General features: G+C 66.7%; 20 protein-coding genes. 19 read left to right on the top strand and 1 reads right to left on the bottom strand.

Going from position 1 to position 13,430, the window contains the following annotated elements; genetic code table 11:
- The first annotated feature begins 4 nt into the window (after window positions 1-4).
- The 17 genes from OG289_RS30550 (at window position 5) to truA (ending at window position 10,937) form a co-directional block, all read left to right on the top strand.
- Window positions 5-190 (top strand): type Z 30S ribosomal protein S14, encoded by a 186-nt coding sequence (locus OG289_RS30550; RefSeq protein ID WP_030890724.1) that lies wholly within the window; start codon window positions 5-7, stop codon window positions 188-190.
- Between the two features lie 211 nt (window positions 191-401).
- Window positions 402-800, top strand: a complete 399-nt coding sequence (rpsH, locus tag OG289_RS30555; protein ID WP_013001411.1) for a 30S ribosomal protein S8 — start codon at window positions 402-404, stop codon at window positions 798-800.
- A gap of 24 nt (window positions 801-824) precedes the next feature.
- Window positions 825-1,364, top strand: coding sequence for a 50S ribosomal protein L6 (gene rplF / locus OG289_RS30560; protein ID WP_057602881.1), 540 nt, complete (start codon window positions 825-827; stop codon window positions 1,362-1,364).
- Window positions 1,365-1,367: 3 nt separating this feature from the next.
- Window positions 1,368-1,751 carry a 50S ribosomal protein L18 gene (gene rplR, locus OG289_RS30565; RefSeq protein WP_327317257.1) on the top strand — a complete coding sequence of 128 codons (384 nt, stop codon included), beginning with the start codon at window positions 1,368-1,370 and terminating at the stop codon, window positions 1,749-1,751.
- A 41-nt stretch (window positions 1,752-1,792) separates the two neighbouring features.
- Entirely contained in the window at window positions 1,793-2,401 is a 609-nt protein-coding gene (rpsE, locus tag OG289_RS30570) for a 30S ribosomal protein S5 (RefSeq protein WP_013001409.1), read from the top strand.
- A complete protein-coding gene (gene rpmD / locus OG289_RS30575; protein ID WP_030788246.1) occupies window positions 2,401-2,583 on the top strand; it encodes a 50S ribosomal protein L30 in 183 nt (60 codons plus the stop codon). The genes rpsE and rpmD overlap by 1 nt, the downstream gene beginning before the upstream one ends.
- A gap of 2 nt (window positions 2,584-2,585) precedes the next feature.
- On the top strand, window positions 2,586-3,041 hold the full coding sequence (gene rplO / locus OG289_RS30580) for a 50S ribosomal protein L15 (protein ID WP_079660409.1): 456 nt from the start codon (window positions 2,586-2,588) through the stop codon (window positions 3,039-3,041).
- A gap of 258 nt (window positions 3,042-3,299) precedes the next feature.
- Window positions 3,300-4,613 carry a preprotein translocase subunit SecY gene (gene secY, locus OG289_RS30585; protein ID WP_327317259.1) on the top strand — a complete coding sequence of 438 codons (1,314 nt, stop codon included), beginning with the start codon at window positions 3,300-3,302 and terminating at the stop codon, window positions 4,611-4,613.
- A complete protein-coding gene (locus OG289_RS30590) occupies window positions 4,613-5,275 on the top strand; it encodes an adenylate kinase (RefSeq protein ID WP_327317260.1) in 663 nt (220 codons plus the stop codon). The genes secY and OG289_RS30590 overlap by 1 nt, the downstream gene beginning before the upstream one ends.
- A 104-nt stretch (window positions 5,276-5,379) precedes the next feature.
- Window positions 5,380-6,216 (top strand): type I methionyl aminopeptidase, encoded by an 837-nt coding sequence (gene map, locus OG289_RS30595; protein ID WP_327317261.1) that lies wholly within the window; start codon window positions 5,380-5,382, stop codon window positions 6,214-6,216.
- 314 nt (window positions 6,217-6,530) lie between these two features.
- Entirely contained in the window at window positions 6,531-6,752 is a 222-nt protein-coding gene (gene infA / locus OG289_RS30600; protein ID WP_003948620.1) for a translation initiation factor IF-1, read from the top strand.
- A gap of 198 nt (window positions 6,753-6,950) precedes the next feature.
- Complete coding sequence (gene rpmJ / locus OG289_RS30605; RefSeq protein WP_003998809.1) at window positions 6,951-7,064, top strand: 50S ribosomal protein L36; 114 nt, start codon at window positions 6,951-6,953, stop codon at window positions 7,062-7,064.
- Between the two features lie 215 nt (window positions 7,065-7,279).
- Entirely contained in the window at window positions 7,280-7,660 is a 381-nt protein-coding gene (rpsM, locus tag OG289_RS30610) for a 30S ribosomal protein S13 (protein ID WP_020132619.1), read from the top strand.
- A 65-nt stretch (window positions 7,661-7,725) separates the two neighbouring features.
- Entirely contained in the window at window positions 7,726-8,130 is a 405-nt protein-coding gene (gene rpsK, locus OG289_RS30615; protein WP_010354218.1) for a 30S ribosomal protein S11, read from the top strand.
- Window positions 8,131-8,328: 198 nt separating this feature from the next.
- On the top strand, window positions 8,329-9,351 hold the full coding sequence (locus OG289_RS30620) for a DNA-directed RNA polymerase subunit alpha (protein WP_003966937.1): 1,023 nt from the start codon (window positions 8,329-8,331) through the stop codon (window positions 9,349-9,351).
- A gap of 120 nt (window positions 9,352-9,471) precedes the next feature.
- Window positions 9,472-9,990: a 50S ribosomal protein L17 gene (gene rplQ / locus OG289_RS30625; RefSeq protein ID WP_327317262.1), complete on the top strand. Its 519-nt coding sequence runs from the start codon at window positions 9,472-9,474 to the stop codon at window positions 9,988-9,990.
- 89 nt (window positions 9,991-10,079) lie between these two features.
- Window positions 10,080-10,937: a tRNA pseudouridine(38-40) synthase TruA gene (gene truA, locus OG289_RS30630; RefSeq protein WP_327317263.1), complete on the top strand. Its 858-nt coding sequence runs from the start codon at window positions 10,080-10,082 to the stop codon at window positions 10,935-10,937.
- 28 nt (window positions 10,938-10,965) lie between these two features.
- Here truA and OG289_RS30635 read toward each other — a convergent pair whose 3' ends face one another.
- The gene (locus tag OG289_RS30635; RefSeq protein WP_327317264.1) at window positions 10,966-11,841 is read right to left on the bottom strand and encodes a hypothetical protein; all 876 of its coding nucleotides are present in this window, start codon (window positions 11,839-11,841) and stop codon (window positions 10,966-10,968) included.
- 527 nt (window positions 11,842-12,368) lie between these two features.
- On the opposite strand from OG289_RS30635, the gene rplM reads away from it, so the two are divergent.
- A complete protein-coding gene (rplM, locus tag OG289_RS30640; RefSeq protein WP_020132189.1) occupies window positions 12,369-12,812 on the top strand; it encodes a 50S ribosomal protein L13 in 444 nt (147 codons plus the stop codon).
- A 44-nt stretch (window positions 12,813-12,856) separates the two neighbouring features.
- Complete coding sequence (gene rpsI, locus OG289_RS30645) at window positions 12,857-13,378, top strand: 30S ribosomal protein S9 (protein ID WP_327317265.1); 522 nt, start codon at window positions 12,857-12,859, stop codon at window positions 13,376-13,378.
- Window positions 13,379-13,430: the final 52 nt, after the last annotated feature.

The following is a 13,430-nucleotide window of genomic DNA, read 5'->3' on the forward strand; positions in this document are numbered from 1 at the left end:
CGAGATGGCGAAGAAGGCTCTGATCGCTAAGGCTGCTCGTAAGCCCAAGTTCGCTGTGCGCGCTTACAACCGCTGCCAGCGCTGCGGTCGTCCGCACTCCGTGTACCGCAAGTTCGGCCTCTGCCGTGTGTGCCTTCGTGAGATGGCTCACCGCGGCGAGCTGCCGGGCGTGACCAAGAGCTCCTGGTAAACCCCCTTATAAGGGTTCCAGAGGCTCTCGGTAAGTAAAGGGCAGTGGTCAGGTGCCCGTCCCTCCATGGCTTAGGCTAGGAGGGTTGGGCGCCTGACGCCCGTACGACTTACTACGCCGTAGGTCCACCGCGCCGCACCCGTCCCGTCTCGGATCGGGGAGAGGGATGGCGCACCAGGAAACCCCGGCGAGAGAGGCCACAGGCCAATTCATGACCATGACTGATCCGATCGCAGACATGCTTACGCGTCTGCGGAACGCGAACTCGGCGTACCACGACTCCGTGACGATGCCGGCATCGAAGATCAAGTCTCACATCGCGGAGATCCTCCAGCAGGAGGGCTTCATCACGGGCTGGAAGGTCGAGGACGCCGAGGTCGGCAAGAACCTCGTTCTCGAGCTCAAGTTCGGCCCGAACCGTGAGCGCTCCATCGCGGGCATCAAGCGGATCTCCAAGCCCGGTCTCCGGGTTTACGCGAAGTCCACCTCCCTGCCCAAGGTGCTCGGTGGCCTCGGCGTGGCGATCATCTCCACGTCGCACGGTCTCCTCACCGACAAGCAGGCCGGCAAGAAGGGCGTAGGCGGAGAAGTTCTCGCCTACGTCTGGTAGCGGAAGGGAACGGAGGAAACAGCTATGTCGCGCATTGGCAAGCTCCCTATCACGGTTCCCGCCGGCGTGGACGTCACCATCGACGGCCAGACGGTCTCGGTCAAGGGCCCCAAGGGCTCGCTGACCCACACCGTCGTTGCGCCGATCGAGATCGCCAAGGGTGAGGACGGCGTTCTGAACGTCACCCGCCCCAACGACGAGCGTCAGAGCAAGGCCCTGCACGGCCTGTCCCGCACGCTGGTGGCGAACATGATCACCGGCGTGACCCAGGGTTACGTGAAGAAGCTCGAGATCAGTGGTGTCGGTTACCGCGTGACCGCGAAGGGCTCGAACCTCGAGTTCGCGCTCGGTTACAGCCACCCGATCACCGTCGAGGCCCCCGAGGGAATCTCCTTCAAGGTCGAGAACCCCACCCGGTTCTCGGTCGAGGGCATCGACAAGCAGAAGGTCGGCGAGGTTGCGGCCAACATCCGCAAGCTGCGCAAGCCCGACCCGTACAAGGCCAAGGGTGTCAAGTACGAGGGCGAAGTCATCCGCCGCAAGGTCGGAAAGGCGGGTAAGTAAGCCATGGCATACGGACAGAAGATCCTGAAGGGCGACGCCTACAAGCGCGCCGCGATCAAGCGCCGTCACATCCGGATCCGCAAGCGGATCTCCGGTACGGCGGAGCGTCCCCGTCTGGTCGTTACCCGCTCGAACCGCCACATCGTGGCCCAGGTGATCGACGACATCAAGGGTCACACCCTGGCGTCGGCGTCCACCCTGGACACGTCGGTCCGCGGCGGCGAGGGCGACAAGTCCTCGCAGGCCAAGCAGGTCGGCGCCCTGGTCGCCGAGCGTGCCAAGGCCGCCGGTGTCGAGAGTGTCGTATTCGACCGTGGTGGTAACCAGTACGCCGGGCGCATCGCCGCCCTGGCGGACGCCGCCCGCGAGGCCGGGCTCAAGTTCTGAGCCGGTTCCGTAGCTAGCGGAAACAGAGAGAGGTAATTCCAATGGCTGGACCCCAGCGCCGCGGTGGCGGTGCCGGTGGCGGCGAGCGGCGGGACCGGAAGGGCCGTGACGGCGGCGCTGCTGCCGCCGAGAAGACCGCGTACGTTGAGCGCGTCGTCGCGATCAACCGTGTCGCCAAGGTTGTGAAGGGTGGTCGTCGCTTCAGCTTCACCGCGCTGGTCGTGGTGGGCGACGGTGACGGCACCGTGGGTGTCGGTTACGGCAAGGCCAAGGAGGTGCCGGCCGCCATCGCCAAGGGTGTTGAGGAGGCCAAGAAGCACTTCTTCAAGGTCCCCCGCATCCAGGGCACCATCCCGCACCCGATCACGGGCGAGAAGGCCGCGGGCGTCGTCCTGCTCAAGCCTGCTTCCCCCGGTACCGGCGTCATCGCCGGTGGCCCGGTGCGTGCCGTGCTCGAGTGCGCCGGCGTGCACGACATCCTGTCGAAGTCGCTCGGCTCGTCGAACGCGATCAACATCGTGCACGCGACCGTGGAGGCCCTGAAGGGCCTGCAGCGTCCCGAGGAGATCGCGGCCCGCCGCGGTCTGCCCCTCGAGGACGTCGCTCCCGCGGCTCTGCTTCGTGCGCGTGCCGGGGCTGGTGCTGCGTAATGGCTCAGCTCAAGATCACGCAGACGAAGTCGTACATCGGCAGCAAGCAGAACCACCGTGACACCCTGCGTTCGCTCGGGCTCAAGCGCCTGAACGACGTGGTCGTCAAGGAGGACCGCCCCGAGTTCCGCGGCATGGTGCACACCGTCCGCCACCTCGTGACGGTCGAGGAGGTCGACTGATCATGGCGGAGAACAACCCGCTCAAGATCCACAACCTCCGTCCCGCCCCGGGCGCCAAGACCGCCAAGACCCGTGTCGGTCGTGGTGAGGCGTCGAAGGGTAAGACGGCCGGTCGTGGTACCAAGGGCACGAAGGCCCGCTACCAGGTTCCGGAGCGCTTCGAGGGCGGGCAGATGCCCCTCCACATGCGTCTTCCGAAGCTGAAGGGCTTCAAGAACCCGTTCAAGACCGAGTTCCAGGTCGTGAACCTCGACAAGCTGGCCGCGCTGTACCCGGAGGGTGGCGAGGTCACCGTCGAGGGTCTCGTCGCCAAGGGTGCCGTTCGCAAGAACAGCCTCGTCAAGGTCCTCGGCCAGGGCGAGATCTCCGTCGCGCTGCAGGTTTCGGTTGACGCCGTCTCCGGCTCCGCCAAGGAGAAGATCACCGCCGCCGGCGGTACCGTCACCGAGCTCATCTGATCCAGTCAGGTGTCTCGATGACTTGAGCGATCCCGACCGGGGATACCCCACAAATGGGGTATCCCCGGTTGGTCGTTCCTAGGGTGGCGGTCTCGCCGGTAAGGTGACCAGCACTGCCCACTTTTCACAAGGTGCTTCCCATGGGGCACCTTGAGCGGCAGTCGACCGTTACACATGTCGTTGTCGCTGTCGTTGTTCTTATTGGACCCTCAAGACCGTCACCCTTGACGCAGATGCGCGGGGGTCGCAGGAGGCACCGTGCTCACCGCGTTCGCCCGGGCGTTCAAGACGCCCGACCTGCGCAAGAAGCTCCTCTTCACGCTCGGGATCATCGTGATCTACCGGGTCGGTACGCACATTCCGATCCCCGGTGTCGACTACACGTCCGTTCAGCGGTGTGTGGACGAGGCGTCCGGCAACCAGGGCCTCTTCGGTCTGGTGAACATGTTCAGCGGCGGCGCGCTGCTGCAGATCACCATTTTCGCGCTGGGCATCATGCCGTACATCACGGCGAGCATCATTCTCCAGCTGCTGACCGTGGTCATCCCGCGCCTGGAAGCCCTGAAGAAGGAGGGCCAGGCCGGTACGGCGAAGATCACGCAGTACACCCGTTACCTCACCGTGGCGCTCGCCATCCTCCAGGGCACCGGCCTGGTGGCCACCGCCCGCAGCGGCGCCCTGTTCTCCGGCTGCACGGTCGCCTCGAGCATCGTCCCGGACCGCGCGATCTTCACCACCATCGTCATGGTCATCTGCATGACCGCCGGTACGGCCATGGTCATGTGGCTCGGTGAGCTCATCACCGACCGCGGCATCGGCAACGGCATGTCGATCCTGATGTTCATCTCGATCGCCGCGACGTTCCCGTCCGCGCTGTGGGCCATCAAGAAGCAGGGCACGCTGGCGGGCGGCTGGATCGAGTTCGGCACCGTCATCCTGGTCGGCCTGGTCATGGTCGGTCTGGTGGTCTTCGTCGAGCAGGCCCAGCGCCGGATCCCGGTGCAGTACGCGAAGCGCATGATCGGCCGCCGCTCCTACGGCGGTACCTCGACGTACATCCCGCTGAAGGTGAACCAGGCCGGTGTGATCCCGGTCATCTTCGCCTCGTCGCTGCTCTACATCCCGGCTCTCGTCGCCCAGTTCTCCAGCGGAACCTCCAGCTGGAAGACCTGGATCGAGACCAACCTGACCAAGGGTGACCACCCGATCTACATCAGCATGTACTTCCTGCTGATCGTTTTCTTCGCGTTCTTCTACGTGGCTATCTCCTTCAACCCCGAGGAAGTAGCCGACAACATGAAGAAGTATGGTGGCTTCATCCCGGGCATCCGGGCTGGCCGACCGACCGCTGAGTACCTGTCGTACGTGCTCAACCGGATCACCTGGCCGGGTTCGCTGTATCTGGGTCTGATCGCTCTTGTACCGACGATGGCGTTGGTTGGCTTCGGGGCAAGCCAGAACTTCCCGTTCGGTGGTACCAGCATCCTGATCATCGTGGGTGTCGGTCTCGAAACGGTGAAGCAGATCGAGAGCCAGCTCCAGCAGCGCAATTACGAAGGGTTCCTCCGCTGATGCGTATCGTCCTCGTCGGGCCGCCGGGTGCCGGAAAGGGAACGCAGGCCACTCGTCTGGCCGAGAAGCTGCGCGTTCCGCACATCTCCACGGGCGACCTGTTCCGCGCCAACATCAGCCGGCAGACGGAACTCGGGAAGCTCGCGAAGTCCTACATGGACGCCGGCAACCTCGTCCCCGACGAGGTCACCATCGCCATGGCCAAGGACCGCATGGAGCAGCCGGACGCCGAGCGCGGCTTCCTGCTGGACGGTTTCCCGCGCAACGTCTCGCAGGCGGAGGCGCTGGACGAGCTCCTCACCACCGAGGGCATCAAGCTGGACGCGGTACTGGACCTGGAGGCCCCGGAGGAGGAGGTCGTCAAGCGGATCGCCGGTCGGCGCATCTGCCGCAACGACTCCGCGCACGTCTTCCACGTGACGTACAAGAAGCCCGCGACGGACGCCGTCTGTGACGTCTGCGGCGGCGAGCTGTACCAGCGGGACGACGACTCCGAGGAAACCGTCCGCACGCGGCTCGAGGTCTACCACACGCAGACCGAGCCGATCATCGACTACTACAAGGCGCAGGGCCTGGTCGTGACCATCGAGGCCATGGGCCCGGTGGACGAGGTCACCGGCCGTGCGCTGGCGGCACTGAAGCGCGAGGGCGACGACCAGTAGTCGTCGGCCCGGATACGGCCGTGGAGTCCTCCGGGACACCACGGCCGTACTGTTGTGTACGTACGTGACCGACCCACCTGAGTGACGGAGAGCGCAGGCCCCCCATGGTGCAGATCAAGAGCCCCGAGCAGATCGCCAAGATGCGTGCGGCGGGGCTGGTCGTCGCCGCCATCCACGCGGCGACGCGGGAAGCGGCGGTGCCGGGGGCGACGACGAAGGACCTGGACGAGGTCGCCCGCAAGGTCCTGGCGGAGAACGGCGCGAAGTCGAACTTCCTGGGGTACGGCGGCTTCCCGGCCACGATCTGCACGTCCGTGAACGACGTCGTCGTCCACGGCATCCCCTCCGACGAGGTCGTCCTCAAGGACGGCGACATCATCTCCATCGACTGCGGCGCGATCGTGGACGGCTGGCACGGCGACGCGGCGTACACCGCCTTCGTCGGCTCCGGTCACGCCCCGGAGCTGGTCGAGCTCTCCCGGGTGACGGAGGAGTCGATGTGGGCCGGCATCGCGGCCATGAAGCAGGGCAACCGCCTGGTGGACGTGTCGCGGGCCATCGAGACGTACATCCGCCGGCAGCCCAAGCCCGGCGGCGGCCGGTACGGGATCGTCGAGGACTACGGCGGCCACGGCATCGGCACCGAGATGCACATGGACCCGCACCTGCTGAACTACGTCGACCGCAGGCGGGGCAAGGGGCCGAAGCTGGTTCCGGGGTTCTGCCTGGCGATCGAGCCGATGGTGTCGCTCGGCACTCCGAGGACCGAGGTCCTGGAGGACGACTGGACGGTCATCACGACCGACGGCACCTGGTCCTCCCACTGGGAGCACTCGGTCGCGTTGACGGAGGCGGGGCCGCTGGTGCTGACCGCTCCGGACGGCGGCAAGGCGAAGCTGGCCGAGCACGGGGTCGTCGCTGCACCCGATCCGCTGGCCTGAGGTTCCCTCCAGGGACGTGGCGGGGGTTTTCGCCCCCCGCCGCCCTTCCCGTCCCGTCCCTGGGGGCTGCCGTCCTCAGACCCCCGCTTCGGCCCGGGAAGAGCCGCGTCCTCGATCGCCGGACGGGCTGAGAGTGCCGGGCGGGCTCAAAGCGCTGGTTAAGGATCTCCCCCGTGGGGCAGGCTTCCCGATTCGTTTTTCCGGGGGCGCTGACGTAGACTGACTCGTCGGCTCTCGTGCACCCGCATGTCCGCATGCGCCCGTAAGGGAAAAGCAGGGGAGTCGATCAAGGTAGTCGATTCGAAGGGCGAAGCGTGGCCAAGAAGCAAGGTGCCATCGAGATCGAGGGCACTGTCGTCGAGTCTCTTCCGAACGCCATGTTCAAGGTCGAGCTCCAGAACGGCCACCAGGTCCTGGCACACATCAGCGGCAAGATGCGTATGCACTACATCCGTATCCTCCCTGACGACCGGGTCGTGGTGGAGCTGTCTCCGTACGACCTGACGCGTGGCCGGATCGTCTACCGGTACAAGTGACGGGCGGGTCTCGTACTCGCCTCGGCGGCCGGGAGGGTCGTTGCTGGACAGGCTCGCCCTGTCAAACTTCCCGGAGCGATCCAGGGGAGAGCCTTTCTGATCCGTCAGGAAGAGAACTCCAACGGTACAAGTAGATCTTCCCCCTGCCCCCGTCTCCGTATGGCGTGGGGGCACTGAGCCCGGAGAACTTCACATCCCATGAAGGTCAAGCCGAGCGTCAAGAAGATCTGCGACAAGTGCAGGGTGATCCGCCGTCACGGTCGGGTCATGGTCATTTGCGAGAACCCGCGCCACAAGCAGCGCCAGGGCTGACCGCACACGGATCACACCCTCTGCATGGATATCGCAGAGACTTCGCGCGACGCGAGCTGAATTTGTTCATACGCAGGGCCCGGGCGGGTTTTCCCGTCTGATACCCCCGGTTCGGAGGCCGGGGACCCAGTCCGTACCAAATCTTCCCAGCGAAGAGGCCGGCGGCTGGGGGTAGGTTCTGCGGAAGACCTCCGAGGATCAACTGGAGCCATTGAATGGCACGCGTTTCCGGTGTCGACATCCCGCGCGAAAAGCGCGTGGAGGTCGCCCTCACCTACGTGTTCGGCATCGGCCGGACCCTCTCCCAGGAGACGCTGGCAGCGACCGGCGTCGACCCGAACACCCGCGTTCGCGACCTCTCCGAGGAGCAGCTCGTCGCGATCCGCGAGTACGTGGACGCCAACATCAAGACCGAGGGTGACCTTCGTCGCGAGATCCAGGCCGACATCCGCCGGAAGGTGGAGATCGGCTGCTACCAGGGTCTCCGTCACCGTCGTGGTCTGCCGGTCCGCGGTCAGCGCACCAGCACGAACGCTCGTACCCGCAAGGGCCCGCGTCGCGCCATCGCCGGCAAGAAGAAGCCGGGCAAGAAGTAGTCCTCAGCGGACGCTCATCAGCGGTCTTCGCTGTAGGACCGACCACCTCCCGTAGGAGTTATTAGATGCCCCCCAAGGGACGTCAGGGCGCTGCCAAGAAGGTGCGCCGCAAGGAAAAGAAGAACGTCGCGCACGGCCAGGCGCACATCAAGAGCACGTTCAACAACACGATCGTGTCCATCACGGACCCGGCCGGAAACGTGATCTCCTGGGCCTCCGCCGGCCACGTCGGCTTCAAGGGCTCCCGCAAGTCCACGCCGTTCGCCGCGCAGATGGCCGCCGAGTCGGCTGCCCGTCGCGCGCAGGAGCACGGCATGCGCAAGGTCGACGTCTTCGTCAAGGGCCCGGGCGCCGGTCGTGAGACCGCCATCCGCTCCCTGCAGGCGACGGGCCTCGAGGTCGGCTCCATCCAGGACGTCACCCCGACCCCGCACAACGGCTGCCGTCCGCCCAAGCGTCGCCGCGTCTGACGTCGGCGCCTGAAGGGCTTGCTGTGCCTCGGGGTATTTCGGCCGGAGGTGTGGGGGTTGTCCCCCACATGTAAACAGCCGGGCGGTACGTCTCGGATGAGGCGTACCGCCCGTACCCTTGCAGCAGTAACAACATCGGGCTACCGCCCGGTGAGTCGGGCGTCAAATAGCGGGCGCCCCTGACTGAAGGATCGCAACATGCTGATTGCTCAGCGTCCCTCGTTGACCGAAGAGGTCGTCGACGAGTTCCGCTCCCGGTTCGTGATCGAGCCGCTGGAGCCGGGCTTCGGCTACACCCTCGGTAACTCCCTCCGTCGTACCCTCCTGTCCTCGATCCCCGGCGCTGCTGTCACCAGCATCCGGATCGACGGCGTGCTGCACGAGTTCACCACCGTGCCGGGCGTCAAGGAGGACGTCACCGACCTGATCCTCAACATCAAGCAGCTGGTCGTCTCCTCGGAGCACGACGAGCCGGTCGTGATGTACCTGCGCAAGCAGGGTCCGGGTCTGGTCACCGCCGCCGACATCGCGCCCCCGGCCGGTGTCGAGGTGCACAACCCCGACCTCGTCCTCGCCACGCTCAACGGCAAGGGCAAGCTGGAGATGGAGCTGACGGTCGAGCGTGGCCGCGGTTACGTCTCCGCCGTGCAGAACAAGCAGGTCGGTCAGGAGATCGGGCGCATCCCGGTCGACTCGATCTACTCGCCGGTTCTCAAGGTCACGTACAAGGTCGAGGCCACGCGTGTCGAGCAGCGCACCGACTTCGACAAGCTGATCGTCGACGTCGAGACCAAGCAGGCCATGCGTCCGCGTGACGCCATGGCGTCCGCCGGCAAGACGCTGGTCGAGCTGTTCGGTCTCGCCCGCGAGCTGAACATCGACGCCGAGGGCATCGACATGGGTCCGTCCCCGACGGACGCCGCCCTGGCCGCTGATCTGGCGCTGCCGATCGAGGAGCTGGAGCTCACCGTTCGGTCGTACAACTGCCTCAAGCGTGAGGGCATCCACTCCGTGGGTGAGCTCGTCGCCCGCTCCGAGGCCGACCTCCTGGACATCCGCAACTTCGGTGCGAAGTCCATCGACGAGGTCAAGGCGAAGCTGGCCGGCATGGGCCTGGCCCTCAAGGACAGCCCGCCCGGATTCGACCCCACGGCCGCGGCCGACGCCTTCGGCGCCGACGACGACGCGGACGCGGGCTTCGTGGAGACCGAGCAGTACTGATCGGTTCGTTCCTCTCCGGGGTTCGCGTGAGCGGACCCCGGATCTCCGACAGACAACCGTCTGCTCGGATACTGACCTCGGTACCTGACACGGCCGGGGCAGACACCAAGGAGAAACACCATGCCGAAGCCCACCAAGGGTGCCCGTATGGGCGGCAGCGCCGCGCACGAGAAGCTGCTCCTCGCGAACCTCGCGAAGGCGCTGTTCGAGCACGGCCGTATCACCACCACCGAGGCGAAGGCGCGCAAGCTGCGTCCGTACGCCGAGCGTCTGGTCACCAAGGCGAAGAAGGGCGACCTTCACAACCGCCGTCAGGTGCTCCAGGTGATCACGGACAAGAGCATCGTGCACACGCTCTTCACCGAGATCGGCCCGCGCTACGAGAACCGTCCCGGTGGCTACACCCGCATCACCAAGATCGGTAACCGCCGTGGCGACAACGCGCCCATGGCCGTCATCGAGCTGGTCGAGGCGCTGACCGTTGCGCAGCAGGCGACCGGTGAGGCCGAGGCCGCCACCAAGCGTGCGGTCAAGGAGGCCGACGAGGCCAAGGCGGAGGAGACCACCGAGGCTCCGGCCGAGGAGGCTGCTGCCGAGCCCGCCGCGGAAGCGGCTGGTGAAAGCGCGAAGGACGCCTGAGGCTCTGCCTCGCAGTGAACGGGCCCGCCCTTTCGAGGGCGGGCCCGTTCCGCGTTTTCCGAAGGTTGCAGTGCTGAGAGGATCCAGGGGTGAGTGACGAAGTACAGCCCGGCCACGTACGGATGCGTCTCGACCTTTCCTACGACGGGACCGAGTTCTCCGGGTGGGCCAAGCAGGCCGGCGGACGACGGACCGTGCAGGGAGAGATCGAGGACGCCCTGCGGACCGTGACGCGGTCCCGGGAGACGTACGAGCTGACCGTTGCCGGGCGTACCGATGCCGGGGTGCACGCGCGGGGGCAGGTCGCCCATGTCGATCTGCCGCGCGAGGTGTGGGTGGAGCACCACGAGAAGCTGCTCAAGCGGCTCGCCGGGCGGCTGCCCAGGGATGTGCGGGTGTGGGCCCTGCGGGAGGCGCCCAGCGGCTTCAACGCACGGTTCTCAGCCGTCTGGCGGCGGTACGCGTACCGGGTCACCGACAACCCCGGGGGTGTCGACCCGCTGCTGCGGGGCCACGTCCTGTGGCACGACTGGCCGCTCGACGTCGACGCCATGAACGAGGCCGCGCGGCGGCTGCTCGGCGAGCACGACTTCGCCGCCTACTGCAAGCGGCGGGAGGGGGCGACCACCATCCGCACGCTCCAGGAGCTGCGGCTGGAAAAGGGCGCCGACGGGATCATCACCGCGACCGTCCGGGCCGACGCCTTCTGCCACAACATGGTGCGCTCGCTGATCGGGGCGCTGCTGTTCGTCGGGGACGGCCACCGGGGTCCGGAGTGGCCCGGGAAGGTGCTCGCCGCGGGCGTACGGGACTCGGCCGTGCATGTCGTGCGGCCGCACGGGCTGACGCTGGAGGAGGTCGGCTACCCGGCCGACGAGCTGCTTGCCGCGCGCAACAAGGAAGCGCGGAACAAGCGGTCGCTGCCCGGTGCGGCCGGGTGCTGCTGACTCGACCTCTCGGCCGGTGCGGGTGAGGTCAGCCGTTGGCCGCCGCCGACGCCTGGGCCTCGCCGCGCTGGCGGATCCGCTGGAACGCGAACTCGGCGAGGTCGTCGCCCGCGGTGAAGGCCGCGGTGTCCTTCGTCGTCACGTCCTTGCCGTTCGTGAAGCCGGTGATCGTGAAGTAGGCGTACCGGCCGTAGGAGTTGGTCGTCGAGCGGCAGACCGCGCCGTTGCAGAAGGTCTTGACGTCCCCGCCGGTGAGGGCCTTGACGATGCTCTTCTCGTCGGCCTGGCTCTTGGCCTTGAGGGCCTGCGCCTCGGTGTCGAAGACGGCCACTCCGACCGTCACCGCGAGGCCGTCCTTGGTGTACGTGACCCGCATCACGCGAGTGCAGCCGTTGTCGGTGAGGACCTTGGTCAGGGTGCCCGCGGCGCCCGTGGCGCACGTGGTGCTGTCCGCCTTGGGGCCCTTCTTGTACACGGCCGAGCCCATGGTGAGCTGCGTGCCGGGGAAGAGGAGGTCGGGACCGTTGGGGGCGGTGTCCTTGGCCTTGCTGGCGACGAACTCCTTCGGGTCCAGCGGGGGCGGGGCGCTGGTCGGCGCGAAGGACGGGGTGGTGGACGCGCTCGGCAGGCCGGCGGTAGCGGGCAGCGAGGACGTCGGCTTGTTCGCCTCGTCGTTGCCGTTCGCCGACACCACGGCCATGGCCACGGCGGTGCCGATGGCGAGTGTGGCGAGCGCGCCTCCGCCTATGAAGAGCAGCCGGCGGCGCTTGTTGCGCGTCTCGGACGCCTCGGCGAGCGCGGCCCAGTCCGGGGTCCGGCCGTCATCGCCGGTGGCCCACGGCTGCTGGGAGTTCGGTTTCCACGGATCCCACTGGGACTGAGGTCCCCCCTGCCCATAGCTCATGGGCCGCATCTTAGACGGGGAGCGGGGGGTGCTGTTCCGCCTCGACGAGCGCCGGAGTCACCGGAGTTCCGGGCGTGAGTGCGGGCAAACGTGACATCTCCGGGTGGTTGGTACGGCGTTCTCCCAGGCCGCGCCCGCGCATGTGGTGCGGGCCACTCGGGACGGATGTTTCCTGTGGTCGTTCCTGGTGAGGCCGACATGCTCACATGTCCGTCGGGAAAGCGGTGGCGGGGCGCTTCGAGGGGTGACCGACCGTGACCGGGTGAGCCGGAGCGGGGCGCGGTGCGCGTTCGGGCGTCGTGCGCCGTAAGGCCTCGTTTTGACCCGGCCCCCGAGACGCGGGTATCCTGCATCTTCGTTGTGTATTGGCGCGCTCTTCTCACGGGACGGGCCCTTACACCGGTCCACCGGGCCGATGACCAGCGACCAGCACGCGGTTTGCGTCACCGCAGTGCGGTCTGGGCTGTCGTGATCGTCTTCGGTGACCTTGTCAGGACCATTCACTGAAGAAGCGAAGGCTACGAACCGTGCGTACGTACAGCCCCAAGCCCGGCGATGTGACGCGCCAGTGGCACGTCATCGACGCTCAGGACATCGTCCTGGGCCGTCTCGCCACCACTGCCGCGTCCCTCCTCCGGGGCAAGCACAAGCCGATCTACGCCCCCCACGTCGACACCGGTGACTTCGTCATCATCATCAACGCCGACAAGGTGCACCTCTCCGGCAACAAGCGGACCCAGAAGATGGCCTACCGCCACTCCGGGTACCCGGGTGGTCTGCGCTCCGTGCGCTACGACGACCTGCTGGCGAACAACCCCGAGAAGGCCGTCGAGAAGGCCGTCAAGGGAATGCTCCCCAAGAACACGCTCGGCCGTCAGATGCTCTCGAAGCTGAAGGTCTACAAGGGTGACGTGCACCCGCACGCGGCGCAGCAGCCTGTGCCGTTCGAGATCACCCAGGTCGCGCAGTAAGTCCGGCCACACCACCCCAAGCTGAAGAGAATCTGAGGAGAACCGTGGCCGAGACCACTGCCGAGCAGCCGCTCGAAGAGACCGAGCTCGTCGACATCGACAGCTACACCACCGAGTCCGAGGTCCCCGTCGAGGGTGAGTACACCTCGGAGTCCCTGGCCTCCCGCTTCGGCGAGGCCCAGCCGGCGGCCGGCCTGGGCCGTCGCAAGAACGCCATCGCCCGCGTCCGGATCGTTCCGGGCACCGGCAAGTGGAAGATCAACGGTCGCACCCTCGAGGACTACTTCCCGAACAAGGTGCACCAGCAGGAAGTCAACGAGCCCTTCAAGGTGCTCGAGCTCGACGGCCGCTACGACGTCATCGCCCGTATCTCGGGTGGCGGTGTCTCCGGTCAGGCCGGTGCGCTCCGTCTCGGTGTCGCCCGCGCGCTGAACGAGGCCGACGTCGACAACAACCGTGGCGCCCTCAAGAAGGCCGGCTTCCTCACGCGTGACGACCGTGCGGTCGAGCGCAAGAAGGCCGGTCTCAAGAAGGCCCGCAAGGCCCCGCAGTACAGCAAGCGCTAAGCTTCGCTGCCTGCTCGTACGTATGTGGAGCGAGCTCCGGCTCACTCTCTCG

It is taken from the genome of Streptomyces sp. NBC_01235 (genome assembly GCF_035989285.1).
Taxonomy (GTDB): Bacteria; Actinomycetota; Actinomycetes; order Streptomycetales; family Streptomycetaceae; genus Streptomyces.

Excerpts from the sequence above, each read along its gene's own strand:
- OG289_RS30550 (WP_030890724.1), top strand. The coding sequence starts at position 5 with ATGGCGAAGAAGGCTCTGATCGCTAAGGCTGCTCGTAAGCCCAAGTTC.
- rpsH (WP_013001411.1), top strand. The coding sequence starts at position 402 with ATGACCATGACTGATCCGATCGCAGACATGCTTACGCGTCTGCGGAAC.
- rplF (WP_057602881.1), top strand. The coding sequence starts at position 825 with ATGTCGCGCATTGGCAAGCTCCCTATCACGGTTCCCGCCGGCGTGGAC.
- rplR (WP_327317257.1), top strand. The coding sequence starts at position 1,368 with ATGGCATACGGACAGAAGATCCTGAAGGGCGACGCCTACAAGCGCGCC.
- rpsE (WP_013001409.1), top strand. The coding sequence starts at position 1,793 with ATGGCTGGACCCCAGCGCCGCGGTGGCGGTGCCGGTGGCGGCGAGCGG.
- rpmD (WP_030788246.1), top strand. The coding sequence starts at position 2,401 with ATGGCTCAGCTCAAGATCACGCAGACGAAGTCGTACATCGGCAGCAAG.
- rplO (WP_079660409.1), top strand. The coding sequence starts at position 2,586 with ATGGCGGAGAACAACCCGCTCAAGATCCACAACCTCCGTCCCGCCCCG.
- OG289_RS30590 (WP_327317260.1), top strand. The coding sequence starts at position 4,613 with ATGCGTATCGTCCTCGTCGGGCCGCCGGGTGCCGGAAAGGGAACGCAG.
- map (WP_327317261.1), top strand. The coding sequence starts at position 5,380 with ATGGTGCAGATCAAGAGCCCCGAGCAGATCGCCAAGATGCGTGCGGCG.
- rpmJ (WP_003998809.1), top strand. The coding sequence starts at position 6,951 with ATGAAGGTCAAGCCGAGCGTCAAGAAGATCTGCGACAAGTGCAGGGTG.
- rpsM (WP_020132619.1), top strand. The coding sequence starts at position 7,280 with ATGGCACGCGTTTCCGGTGTCGACATCCCGCGCGAAAAGCGCGTGGAG.
- rpsK (WP_010354218.1), top strand. The coding sequence starts at position 7,726 with ATGCCCCCCAAGGGACGTCAGGGCGCTGCCAAGAAGGTGCGCCGCAAG.
- OG289_RS30620 (WP_003966937.1), top strand. The coding sequence starts at position 8,329 with ATGCTGATTGCTCAGCGTCCCTCGTTGACCGAAGAGGTCGTCGACGAG.
- rplQ (WP_327317262.1), top strand. The coding sequence starts at position 9,472 with ATGCCGAAGCCCACCAAGGGTGCCCGTATGGGCGGCAGCGCCGCGCAC.
- OG289_RS30635 (WP_327317264.1), bottom strand. The coding sequence starts at position 11,841 with ATGAGCTATGGGCAGGGGGGACCTCAGTCCCAGTGGGATCCGTGGAAA.